The sequence below is a fragment of the Streptomyces sp. NPDC048514 genome (assembly GCF_043199955.1).
GTDB lineage: Bacteria > Actinomycetota > Actinomycetes > Streptomycetales > Streptomycetaceae > Streptomyces.
On sequence record NZ_JBICWT010000007.1, the window covers coordinates 139,367 to 151,124 of the forward strand.

Annotated in this window: 10 protein-coding genes; 6 read left to right on the forward strand and 4 right to left on the reverse strand. The window is 73.6% G+C overall.

Annotation, left to right across the window (positions count from 1 at the left end; all coding sequences use genetic code 11):
- Nucleotides 1-191 precede the first annotated feature (191 nt).
- Together ACGFT2_RS17155 and ACGFT2_RS17160 are read right to left on the reverse strand one after the other, a co-directional pair.
- Nucleotides 192-2,525, reverse strand: coding sequence for a helix-hairpin-helix domain-containing protein (locus ACGFT2_RS17155; RefSeq protein WP_393278671.1), 2,334 nt, complete (start codon nucleotides 2,523-2,525; stop codon nucleotides 192-194).
- A complete protein-coding gene (locus tag ACGFT2_RS17160; protein WP_393278673.1) occupies nucleotides 2,522-3,505 on the reverse strand; it encodes an aldo/keto reductase in 984 nt (327 codons plus the stop codon). The genes ACGFT2_RS17155 and ACGFT2_RS17160 overlap by 4 nt, the downstream gene beginning before the upstream one ends.
- A 206-nt stretch (nucleotides 3,506-3,711) precedes the next feature.
- Here ACGFT2_RS17160 and ACGFT2_RS17165 point away from each other — a divergent pair, with 206 nt between their 5' ends.
- Both ACGFT2_RS17165 and ACGFT2_RS17170 read left to right on the forward strand, forming a co-directional pair.
- Nucleotides 3,712-4,767, forward strand: a complete 1,056-nt coding sequence (locus tag ACGFT2_RS17165) for an LLM class F420-dependent oxidoreductase (protein ID WP_393278675.1) — start codon at nucleotides 3,712-3,714, stop codon at nucleotides 4,765-4,767.
- Between the two features lie 265 nt (nucleotides 4,768-5,032).
- On the forward strand, nucleotides 5,033-5,818 hold the full coding sequence (locus tag ACGFT2_RS17170) for a ferritin-like domain-containing protein (RefSeq protein WP_393278677.1): 786 nt from the start codon (nucleotides 5,033-5,035) through the stop codon (nucleotides 5,816-5,818).
- 6 nt (nucleotides 5,819-5,824) lie between these two features.
- On the opposite strand, the gene corA is transcribed toward ACGFT2_RS17170, so the two are convergent.
- Complete coding sequence (gene corA / locus ACGFT2_RS17175) at nucleotides 5,825-6,820, reverse strand: magnesium/cobalt transporter CorA (protein WP_393278679.1); 996 nt, start codon at nucleotides 6,818-6,820, stop codon at nucleotides 5,825-5,827.
- 61 nt (nucleotides 6,821-6,881) lie between these two features.
- Between corA and ACGFT2_RS17180 the strand changes: the two genes are divergently transcribed.
- From ACGFT2_RS17180 to mshC, 4 genes are all read left to right on the forward strand, one after another.
- Nucleotides 6,882-7,568 carry a histidine phosphatase family protein gene (locus ACGFT2_RS17180; RefSeq protein WP_393278681.1) on the forward strand — a complete coding sequence of 229 codons (687 nt, stop codon included), beginning with the start codon at nucleotides 6,882-6,884 and terminating at the stop codon, nucleotides 7,566-7,568.
- Nucleotides 7,569-7,659: 91 nt separating this feature from the next.
- The gene (locus tag ACGFT2_RS17185; RefSeq protein WP_353603019.1) at nucleotides 7,660-8,250 is read left to right on the forward strand and encodes a DUF3090 domain-containing protein; all 591 of its coding nucleotides are present in this window, start codon (nucleotides 7,660-7,662) and stop codon (nucleotides 8,248-8,250) included.
- Nucleotides 8,214-9,041 (forward strand): SCO1664 family protein, encoded by an 828-nt coding sequence (locus ACGFT2_RS17190; RefSeq protein WP_393278683.1) that lies wholly within the window; start codon nucleotides 8,214-8,216, stop codon nucleotides 9,039-9,041. The genes ACGFT2_RS17185 and ACGFT2_RS17190 overlap by 37 nt, the downstream gene beginning before the upstream one ends.
- Nucleotides 9,042-9,152: 111 nt before the next feature.
- Nucleotides 9,153-10,382, forward strand: coding sequence for a cysteine--1-D-myo-inosityl 2-amino-2-deoxy-alpha-D-glucopyranoside ligase (gene mshC, locus ACGFT2_RS17195; RefSeq protein WP_393278685.1), 1,230 nt, complete (start codon nucleotides 9,153-9,155; stop codon nucleotides 10,380-10,382).
- 159 nt (nucleotides 10,383-10,541) lie between these two features.
- On the opposite strand, the gene ACGFT2_RS17200 is transcribed toward mshC, so the two are convergent.
- Nucleotides 10,542-11,540 carry a PAC2 family protein gene (locus tag ACGFT2_RS17200; RefSeq protein ID WP_393278687.1) on the reverse strand — a complete coding sequence of 333 codons (999 nt, stop codon included), beginning with the start codon at nucleotides 11,538-11,540 and terminating at the stop codon, nucleotides 10,542-10,544.
- Nucleotides 11,541-11,758: the final 218 nt, after the last annotated feature.

The window sequence follows — 11,758 nt, forward strand, 5'->3', positions numbered from 1 at the left end:
CCGTGTCCGAACTCCGCTCGCCGGGTCCTGCCCGGGTTCCGCCGGCCGTGTCCGAACTCCGCTCGCCGGGTCCTGCCCCGATTCCGCCGGTCGTGGCCGAACTCCGCTCGCCGGGTCCTGCCCGGGTTCCGCCGGTCGTGGCCGAACCCCGCTCGCCGCAGCTGATCGCCGTGCCGAGCGGAACGCGCGGCTCAGCCCGCCGCCGGCACCTGAGTGCGCAGCAGGGTCTGCAGACGGGTCGTACGGGGCCTGGCAGGGACCTCCGCGACCGCCCTCGGCAACGCCCCTTCCACCCCGTGGACCACGGACAGGTGCCGCTCCGCCCGGCCGAACGCCGTGTACACCCAGGGCCTGCTCAGGGTCTGCGCGGCGTCACCGGGCAGCACCACGACCGCCGCCGGCCAGCGGGTGCCCACCGCCTGGTGCGCGGTCAGCGCCCAGCCGAGCCGCACCCGGCTCTCCACCAGCTCCCGCGGTACGACGACGGCGACGCCGGCGCACGTCAGGTGCAGCCCGTCGGCGTCGGCCCGCACCACCACGCCCGGCACCGAACGGCCCGGCGCGGGGGAGTGGACGATCCGGTCGCCCGGGTCGAAACCGCCGAAGCGGCCGGGGCCGGGGTTGAGACGTTCCTTCAGGGCGGCGTTGAGCGCGCGGGTGCCCGCGGCGCCGCCGTGGCCCGGCGTGATCACCACGGTCTGCCCGGCCGGGACGCCGATCGCCCGGGGTACCGAGTCCGCGACCAGCTGCACCGTCCGGTGCACGGCCTCGCCCGCGTCCCGCACGGGGACGATGACGACCTCCTTGCTGGGGGCGGCCACCTGGTTCAGCTCGCCGACGCCGACACCGGAGACCAGCTCGCCGAGCGGGCCGGGGTCGGGCAGTCGGGAGGCGATCTGGGGGCAGGCGCGGGCGGCGAGGAGATCCGCGAAGACCCGGCCGGGCCCGGCGGACCACAGCACCGCGGGATCGCCGCTGAGCACCAGCCGCGCCCCGTCGGGCAGCGACTCCACGAGCATCGCGGCGGCCTCCACGTCCAGCTGGGGCGCGTCCGGCACGATCAGCAGGTCGAGGTCCAGCGCCCCGTCCGGGTCCCGGCCGGGGCCCTCGGTGCCGGACAGCAGACCCGCGACCGTGCCCACGACCGGCCCCGCCGGCTCCTCGCCCAGCAGGGCCGCGAAGCGGTGGCACCCGTCGGGCGTGTGGCAGGCGGCGAAGACCCGCAGACCGGCGGCGCGGGCGGCACCGAGCAGCGCGGCCGGTTCGCAGCGGGCCGCCTCCCCGCCGGTGTGCAGCACCAATCCGTGCCCGGCGACCGCGCGGACCAGCTCGGCCGCACCGCCGGACACCGTGGAGGACGCCGTCTCCCAGGCCTGCTCCGCTTCCGTGGACAGCGAGTTGACCAGCCGGGCCAGGCCGTCGGCGAGGCTCTCCTCGGCCAGCGCGTACCGTTCGAGGCCGACGAGCACCCGGACCGGCCGCTCCACGTCGCCGTCCGCGCCGTCCCCGCCCTCCCCGTCCGTGGTGTCCTCGGCGGCCTGCGCGGCTCGGGCGGTCTGTGCGCCCGCAGCGCCGGGCTCGTCCAGCGCGTCCTGGAACACCAGGGCCTCGCCCTCCGCGAGGGAGCTCTGCACCGCCGCGTCCGCATCGGGCACGCCCTGCCGCCCCAGCGCCGTGAGAAGCGCGGGCAGTTCCAGGGCGGTGTGTCCCGCGACGGCGGCCTGCTCCAGCAGCCACACGGTGATCGCGCGGCCCCGCCGCTCGTCGTCCGGGCCGCAGCCGTCACCGAGCAGTCCCCGCGCGAAGCCGTCGGCCTGCTCGGGCCGGACCCCGCTGACGCGGAGCAGGCGCCAGGGGTCCTCCCGCAGCGCGTCGGCCGCGCCCTCGCCCAGAGCCGCGGCCACCTGCGGGGCGGCCGAGTCGGGCGCGCCGCCCTCGGCCAGCACCTGGCGCACGGCCGCCACGGTCTCCGGTGCGGGCACACCGGGGCCGGCGGAGAAGGGTGCGGGCTGCGGGCGGCGTACGGGCTCCGGAGCCGGCCGGCGCGGGGCCGGTGCGGGCTCCGCGAACACCGTGGCCGCCGGCTTGTCTCCGCCCTCGACGGCGCGCACCGCGGCGAGCAGGTCGGCAGCGGTGCCGCTGAGCTTGGAGCCGCTCTCGATCGGGGCCTTCTCGGCCTTGCGCCGCTCGATGCGCTCCCGCTCGATCCGCTGCGCGGCCAGCTCGGCCTCCGCCTCGGACACCTCGGACCCGGCCTCGGCGGTCTCCGATCCGGCCCTCCCGGCCCCCTCTTGGGCCCCCTCCGCTTCTTCGGCCCCCTCAGCACTCTGCTCCGCAGCGTCCTGAGCCTCTTCGGCCTCTTCGGCCGCTTCGGCCTTTTCGGCTTTTGCGCGGTCCGTGGCGTCCGCCGCCGTACCGCCGTCGTCCGCACCGCTCTCGGCGGGTGCGGCTTCCCGCACCGGCACCTCCGGGATGTCCGGCGTCCCCGGCCCGGCTTCCGCCGCGGTCTCCGGCTCCGTGCTCACAGCGTGCTCCAGTCGTGATCGGGATAGCGGTGCACGGGCGCCGACACATCGTCCAGCGCCCGGCAGATCTCGTCAGGAAGACTAAGGGCCTCCACTGACAATGCCGCCGTGAGCTGCTGCGCGTTGCGCGCGCCGACGATCGGCGCGGCCACGCCCGGCCGGTCCCGGACCCAGGCGAGGGCCACCTGGAGCGGGGTGACCGCGAGCCCGTCCGCGGCCGTCGTCACCGCGTCCACGATGCGCGTCGCCGCGTCGTCCAGGTACGGCTCGACGAAGGGTGCGAGCTGCTCGGACGCGCCCCGCGAGTCCGGGGGAGTGGTGTGCCGGTACTTGCCGGTCAGCACACCGCGGCCCAGCGGCGAGGAGGGCAGCAGACCGACGCCCAGGTCCAGCGCGGCGGGCAGCACCTCGCGCTCCACGCCCCGCTGGAGCAGGGAGTACTCCAGCTGCGTGCTGGCCAGCCGGGTGCGGGTGCCCGGCGCCGCGAGCTGCCAGGTGGCCGCCTTGGCGAGCTGCCAGCCGCAGAAGTCGGCGACTCCCGCGTACCGGGCCCGGCCGCTGCCTACGGCAAGGTCGAGGGCCTGGAGCGTCTCCTCGAGCGGCGTTCCGGCGTCGAAGGAGTGGACGTGCCACACGTCTACGTAGTCCGTGCCGAGGCGGGCCAGGGAGGCGTCGAGGGCGGCCAGGAGATGGCCGCGGGAGGCGTCGACGCGGCGGTCGGGGTCGGGGACACTGCCGGCCTTGGTGGAGATCACCAGGTCCCGGCGCGGCACCAGCCCGTCTATGAGCCTTCCGAGCAGGTACTCCGCCTCTCCGTCGCCGTACACGTCCGCGGTGTCGACGAGGGTGCCGCCGGCCTCCCAGAACGCCTTCAGCATGTCCGCGGCGTCGTGCTCGTCGGTGTCCCGGCCCCAGGTGAGGGTGCCGAGTCCGATGCGGGACACGCGCAGGCCGGTACGGCCGAGATGCCTCTGCTCCATGTCCGCGAGATTACTGGCCAGAACTGCTGCCGTGGGTTGCCTGTGGACAACCGCGGCGGTTGCGGGGGCCCGGTGCCGCGGCGGACCGCGGAAGGGGTCGTCCGGAACCCGCGGGTACGCCCCCGCCCCGGTGGCCTGCCGTCGGCCCGCACCTCGCGCTAAGGTCTGCCCACAGGGACGTTACTCGCGGGTAAGGGGAATCGGTCATGCAGCTCGGGATCAACCTCGGCTACTGGGGTGCCGGAATGGACGGGGACAACCTGGCGGTGGCGCAGGAGGCCGACCGGCTGGGCTTCTCCGTGTGCTGGGCCGCCGAGGCGTACGGCTCCGACGCCGCCACGGTGCTCAGCTGGGTCGCCGCTCAGACCGAACGCATCGACGTCGGCTCGGCCATCTTCCAGATCCCGGCCCGGCAGCCGGCGATGACCGCGATGACGGCGGCGACGCTGGACTCCCTGTCCGGCGGCCGGTTCCGGCTCGGCCTCGGCGTCTCCGGGCCGCAGGTCTCCGAGGGCTGGTACGGCGTCAAGTTCGACAAGCCGCTGGCGCGCACGCGCGAGTACGTGGAGATCGTCCGCCGGGCGATGACCCGGGAGCGGCTGACGTACGACGGCGAGCACTGGACGCTGCCGCTGCCCGGCGGCCCGGGCAAGCCGATCAAGCTGACCGTGCACCCGCAGCGTGAGCACATCCCGCTGTACATCGCCGCGATCGGCCCGAAGAACCTGGAGCAGACCGGTGAGATCGCCGACGGCGCTCTGCTGATCTTCCCCGCCGCCGAGCACCTCGAGGAGACCACGCTCAGGTACCTGCGCGCCGGCCGCGAGAAGGCGGGCAAGACCCTCGACGGGTTCGACGTGTGCCCGACCCTGCCGCTCGCCGTCGGCGACGACAAGGACGTGGCCGGCCTCGCCGACACCTTCCGCCCCTACACCGCGCTGTACGTGGGCGGCATGGGCAGCGCCAAGCAGAACTTCTACAACCAGCTCGCGCAGCGCATGGGTTACGAGAAGGAGGCGGCCGAGATCCAGCGGAAGTACCTCGCCGGGGACAAGCAGGGCGCCGCCGCCGCGGTCCCGCAGGACCTCATCGACAAGACCACGCTGCTGGGCTCCGTCGACCGCATCGCCGACCGGATGAAGGCCTACGCCGCCGCCGGGGTCACCACCCTCAGCCTCGCCCCCGCCGGCTTCACGCTCGACGAGCGGCTCGCCTCGCTGCGGGCAGGCAGCGAGGCACTGGAGCGCGCCGGTCTCGCCTAGGGCCCGTCCGGCGATTCCCGTCCGCCGCACTTCGGGCGACCACGGGAATCGCCGGCAGGTCCTGGCGGCCGGAAATCCCAGCGGCCGTGGTGGGGGCTCGGGGGTCTTCCCCGCCACGGCCGTCACGGGGAACAACGCGCCCGGCGCCGCGCGGTTACGACCCCCGCGGTCCTTCTTCCGGCCGAGTCGGCCGACACCCCTGTTGCGGCTCCGCTCTGTCCGCATTTGACTCGTTCTTTGCGGATCCTGTAGAGAGGTGACCGTCATGCTTTCGGCCAGGAGTGTGTTCCAGGAGATCCTCGAGAACGACGAGTCCTTCCGGCTCTTCTGCTCCATCGCCGCCGGCGGGGAGGCCCAGGGAGGCTGGGAGAACGGCCGGATCGCCGCACTGGTACCGCGGAGCGAACGGGCGCTGGCCCCGAAGATCGCCCGCCACGGCGCCGACGAGGACAAGCACGGCCGCATCTTCGACGCCCTGATGAGGAAACGCGGCCTCGTCCCCGTCCCCGTCCCGCCCGAGACGGACTACACCATGCTCCTGGAGCGGCAGGGCATCGGCCTCGCCCACGACAGGCTCGTACGCGACGAGCCGCTCACCGAGCGGGACGTCGTCGTCTACCTCGCGCACAGCCGGGTCACCGAACAGCGCGCGTCGGAGCAGATGGCCCTGCTCCTCAGGTGCTTCTCCCACGACCCCGAGGTCGGCCGCGCAGTCCGGATGATCGCGCACGACGAGGACAGCCACCTCGCCTACACCCACGAGGAACTGCTGCGCCTGGCCGCCGCCGGGCACGGCCGGCTGATCCAGCACACCCTGCGCGAGTGCGCCCTCGCCGAGATCCGCGTCTACCGGGACGTCAGCCTCGCCGTGACGGCCCACATGGGCCGCATCCTCGGCTGGCCGGAGGCCAAGCGCGCGCTGCTCGCGGCCGGCATCCACGCCGTCCACGGCTGCGAACGCCTCACCGGCTGGCGCCGCATGGTCACCCTCAGCATGCCCGAGCGCCGCAACGCCCTCGGCGGCACCGCGACCACCGCCGAGTACGCCTGAGCCGGCTCAGAGCCAGCCGCGCCGTTTGAACAGGCGGTGCAGCAGCACCTCGAGCACGGCCATCAGCAGGATCACCGCCGGATACGACCACACCCAGTGCAGCTCGGGCATGTGGTCGAAGTTCATGCCGTAGATCCCCGCGATCATCGTGGGAACGGCGGCCATCGCCGCCCAGGCGGAGATCTTCCGCATGTCGTCGTTCTGCCGCACGCTCATCTGCGCCAGGTGCGCCGAGAGGATGTCCGACACCAGCCGGTCCAGGCCGTCCACGGACTCGTTCACGCGCGCGAGGTGGTCGTTCACGTCCCGGAAGAACGGCCGGGCCTTGTCGTGCACGAACGGCACCTCACCGCCCAGCTGGCCGACGCCGGCCAGCCGCGTCATCGGCACGGTCAGCGGCCCGCTGGCCCGGCGGAACGTCAGGACCTGCCGCTTGAAGGCGTAGATCCGGGACGCGGTGTTGCGCGAGCCGCCGGTCTCCGGCTGGAAGACCTCCGCCTCCAGCTCGTCCAGGTCGGTCTGCAGCTCCGTCGCCACCTCCAGATAGTGGTCGACGACGGCGTCGGAGACCGCGTACATCACCGCCGTGGGGCCCTTGTCCAGCATCTCCGGCTCCTCCTCCAGCCGATGCCGCACCGCCGCCAGCGGCGCACCCTCCCCGTGCCGGACGGTCACCACGAACGAGTCACCGATGAAGACCATGATCTCGCCCGTCGACACGGTGTCGCTGTCGGGTTCGTACACGACCGGCTTGAGCACCAGGAACAGCGAGTCGTCGTACACCTCCAGTTTGGGCCGCTGATGCGCCTTGAGCGCGTCCTCGATGGCCAGCGGATGCAGCCCGAACTCCCGGGTGACCAGGTCGAACTCGCGCTCCGAAGGCTCGTGCAGCCCGATCCAGACGAAGCCGCCCGCCGCCCGCGCCTCGTCCAGCGCGTCGGACAGGTCCTCGGGGCCCTCACTGCGGTGCCCGTGCCGATAGATGGCGCAGTCCACGATCACGCGGCGCATTCTCCCTTCGCCCGCCCACCACCGCACGGCGGTGAACACCTACCCTTGCCGCATGCCCACGCTGATCCTCGTAAGGCACGGACGTTCCACCGCCAACACCTCGGGCGTGCTCGCCGGCTGGACTCCGGACGTCGCCCTGGACGAACGCGGCGCCGCGCAGGCCGCCGCGCTGCCGGACCGGCTCGCGGGCCTGCCCATCTCCGAGGCGGTCGTCAGCCCGCTCCAGCGCTGCCAGGAGACCGTACGGCCACTGCTCGGCGCCCGCCCGGAACTGCGCGTGCACACCGACGAACGGATCGGGGAGTGCCACTACGGAGACTGGACCGGCCGCAAGCTCGCCGAGCTGAAGGACGAGCCGCTGATGGAGGTCGTCCAGTCCCACCCCTCGGCCGCCGCGTTCCCGGGCGGCGAGTCCATGCGGGCCATGCAGACCCGCGCGGCCGAGGCCGTACGCGAGTGGAACGCGCGCGTGGAGCGCGATCACGGCGCCGGCGCCGTCTACCTCATGTGCTCCCACGGTGACGTCATCAAGTCCCTCGTCGCCGACGCCCTCGGACTCCACCTCGACCTCTTCCAGCGGATCTCCGTGGAACCGTGTTCCGTCACCGCGATCCGCTACACCCGCCTCAGGCCCTATCTCGTTCGCCTCGGCGACACCGGGAATCTCGCTTCCCTCGCCCCGCACGAGGAACCCGCGGAGGGCGACGCACCGGTCGGGGGTGGTGCGGGCGCACCGTGATCGTCGGCCGCAGTAGGGTGAAGCGATCCACACGGTCGCCGACCCGCACGGCCCGCACCGCCGAAACTCTCGAATCCACTGGAGACAGGACGTGTCCCGTCAGGTGTTCCTCTACGACCAGCCGGACCGCTTCGTGGCCGGCACGGTCGGACTGCCCGGGCGCCGTACGTTCTTCCTCCAGGCCACCGCAGGCCCCCGGGTGACCAGCGTGGCCCTGGAGAAGACCCAGGTCGCCGCGCTCGCCGAGCGCATGGACGAACTGCTCGACGAGGTCGTGCGGCGCAGTGGCGGCAGCGCGGCCGTCCCCGCCGTGGCGCCCTCGGAGATCACCGACTCGGCCCCGCTGGAGGCCCCCGTCGAGGAGGAGTTCCGCGTCGGCACCATGGCCCTGGCCTGGGACGGCGAGGACCAGCGCATGATCGTCGAGGCGCAGGCCCTGGTCGAGCTGGACGCCGACACCGAGGAGGACCTCGCGGAGGCCGAGGAGCGGCTGCTCCAGGACGAGGAGAACGGGCCCCCGATGCTGCGGGTCCGGCTGACCGGCGCACAGGCCAGGTCCTTCGCCAAGCGCGCCCTCGACGTCGTCAACGCCGGGCGGCCGCCGTGCCCGCTGTGCAGCCTCCCGCTCGATCCGGAAGGACACGTATGCCCGCGTCAGAACGGATACCGCCGGGGAGCGTGACCGCCACCGAAGCGGACCTCGCCGAGCTGCTCGCGCGGGGCGAGCTGACCGTGCGCGGCCGCATCCGCGAGGCCTCCAACGCGGCGCTGTTCTGCACGGTCGCCCTCGACGGCCGGGAAGCCTCCTGCATCTACAAGCCCGTGGCCGGGGAGCGCCCCCTGTGGGACTTCCCCGACGGCACCCTCGCGGGCCGCGAGGTGGCCGCCTACGAGGTCTCCGAGGCCACCGGCTGGGGACTCGTCCCGCCGACCGTCCTGCGCGACGGACCGTACGGCGAGGGCATGTGCCAGCTCTGGATCGACGTGGACGCCGGGACGGAGCTGCTCGCCCTGGTCGACGGCGACGAGCCCGAGCCGGGCTGGAAGGCGATCGGCCTGGCCGAGGTCGGCGAGGGACGCACGGCGCTGCTCGTACACGCCGACGACGAGCGGCTGCGCCGGCTCGCCGTCCTCGACGCGGTGATCAACAACGCCGACCGCAAGGGCGGCCACCTGCTGCCCACCACCGACGGCAGGCTCTACGGCATCGACCACGGCGTCACCTTCAACGCCGAGAACAAGCTGCGCACCCTGCTGTGGGGCTGGGCCGGGGAGCCGCTCACCGCGGAGGCCGCCGACGTCCTCCAGGGGCTGCGGGAAGCCCTGGACGGACCGCTGGGCGAGCGGCTGGCCGGACTCGTCACCGCGGCCGAGATCGACGCCACACGCGCGCGGGTCGACGCGCTCCTCGGCTCCGGCCGGCACCCGGAACCGGGCGGGGAGTGGCCCGCCATCCCCTGGCCGCCGGTGTGAGCACGCTCCCGGGCACAAGCACAGGGCGGTCCGATCCACAAGAGCACCCAACCGGCCATCCGGACCGATCCCGTTCGTATACGCAGCTCGCGGCCGGTTAGGCTCATGTACATGCATGCCTGGCCCGCTTCCGAGGTCCCCGCCCTGCCTGGTCAGGGCCGCGACCTGAGGATCCACGACACCGCGACCGGCGGCCCGGTCACCCTCGCCCCCGGTCCCGTCGCCCGTATCTACGTCTGCGGCATCACGCCGTACGACGCGACCCACATGGGTCACGCGGCGACCTACAACGCGTTCGACCTCGTTCAGCGCGTGTGGCTCGACACCAAGCGGCAGGTCCACTACGTCCAGAACGTCACCGACGTCGACGATCCGCTGCTGGAGCGCGCGGGCCGGGACGGTGTCGACTGGGTCGCCCTCGCCGAGAAGGAGACGGCCCTCTTCCGCGAGGACATGACCGCCCTGCGGATGCTCCCGCCCCAGCACTACATAGGCGCGGTCGAGGCGATACCGGGCATCGTCCCGCTCGTGGAGCGGCTGCGCGAACTCGGCGCCGCCTACGACCTGGACGGCGACGTCTACTTCTCCGTCGAGTCCGACCCGAACTTCGGCAAGGTGTCCAACCTCGACGCGGCCGCCATGCGGCTGCTCTCCGCCGAGCGCGGCGGCGACCCGGACCGTCCGGGCAAGAAGAACCCGCTGGACCCGATGCTCTGGATGGCGGCCCGCGAGGGCGAGCCCAGCTGGGACGGCGGCTCCCTCGGCCGCGGCCGGCCCGGCTGGCACATCGAGTGCGTGGCCATCGCCCTCGACCACCTCGGCATGGGCTTCGACGTGCAGGGCGGCGGCTCCGACCTGGCCTTCCCGCACCACGAGATGGGCGCCTCGCACGCCCAGGTGCTCACCGGCGAGTTCCCCATGGCCAAGGCCTACGTCCACGCCGGCATGGTCGCCCTGGACGGCGAGAAGATGTCCAAGTCCAAGGGCAACCTGGTCTTCGTCTCGCGGCTGCGCCGCGACGGCGTGGACCCCGCCGCGATCCGGCTGAGCCTGCTGGCCCACCACTACCGCGCCGACTGGGAGTGGACCGGCCAGGTGCTGCAGGAGGCCGTCGACCGCCTCGGCCGCTGGCGCGCGGCCGTCTCCCGGCCCGACGGCCCGTCCGCCGACGCGCTCGTGGAGGAGATCCGCGAGGCCCTGGCGAACGACCTGGACGCACCCGCCGCACTCGCCGCCGTCGACCGCTGGGCGGCCCGCCAGGAGGAGCAGGGGGGCACGGAGACGGGCGCGCCCGGCCTGGTCTCACGTGCGGTGGACGCCCTGCTGGGCGTGGCCCTGTGAACGTCGTGACGACCCGTGCCCCGGAAGGGGCGCGGGGAACCGCGCGATCGGCCACGACGGCCCTGTAGCCGCCGGGCGGGGTGCCGCGGCACCGCGTAGCGCGCCGGCGGCACGGCGAAGGGGCGCCTCCCCGCACGGGAGGCGCCCCTTCGCCGTACCTCAGTCCTCCGAGCCGTCCTCGTCGTCGCCCTCGACGCCGTCGGAGGTGTCCGGCCTGGGGGGTCTCGGCGGCCTGGTCTTCCCCCCGGGCGCGTCCCGCAGATACGACCCGCCGTCCCCGCCGTCCGCCGTCGCGTGCCCGCCCGGCGGCGGGGGGCCGACGTCACGGCGCCGCAGATACCGCTCGAACTCACGGGCGATGGCCTCGCCCGACGCCTCCGGCAGCTCGGCGGTGTCCCGGGCCTCCTCCAGCGTCTGGACGTACTCGGCGACCTCGCTGTCCTCGGCGGCCAGCTGATCCACGCCCACCTGCCAGGCGCGCGCGTCCTCGGGCAGCTCGCCCTGCGGGACGCGCAGGTCCAGCAGGTCCTCCAGCCGGTTGAGCAGCGCCAGGGTGGCCTTCGGGTTGGGCGGCTGGGAGACGTAGTGCGGAACGGCCGCCCACAGCGACACCGCCGGGACGCCGGCGTGCGTGCACGCCTCCTGCAGAACCCCGACGATGCCCGTCGGGCCCTCGTACTTGGTCTCCTCCAGATTCATGCGCTCGGCCAGATCCGGATCGGATGTCACCCCGCTGACCGGCACCGGACGCGTGTGCGGGGTGTCACCGAGCAGGGCGCCCAGGACGACCACCAGCTCCACGCCCAGCTCGTGCGCGAAGCCGAGCAGCTCGTTGCAGAACGAGCGCCAGCGCATGGACGGTTCGATGCCGCGCACCAGCACCAGGTCGCGCGGCTTGTCACCGCCGACCCGGACCACCGAGAGCCGGGTCGTCGGCCATGTGATCTTGCGCACGCCGCCGTCCATGAACACCGTGGGGCGGTTCACCTGGAAGTCGTAGTAGTCCTCGGCGTCCAGCGCCGCGAACACCTCGCCCTTCCACTCGCGTTCCAGATGCGCGACCGCCGCGGAGGCGGCGTCACCGGCATCGTTCCAGCCCTCGAACGCGGCCACCATGACTGGGTCGATCAGCTCGGGAACCCCCTCCAGCTCGATCACCCAGTGCCTCCTTCCGACGTGCCCTCGCTTGACTCACCAACCTTACGGCGTCCGGCGGGGGCGCCCGCAGCCCCCTTGTACGGGGCAGTGAACGGATCACTGCCCCGTTCACCACCGCCGAACACCCCGCGTCCCGACTCGGGCGGACGGGCCGGACCGAGGGCTGCGGGAATCCGGGGGACCAGCCACAACGAGCCGGCACCGGCCACGCGGCCCCG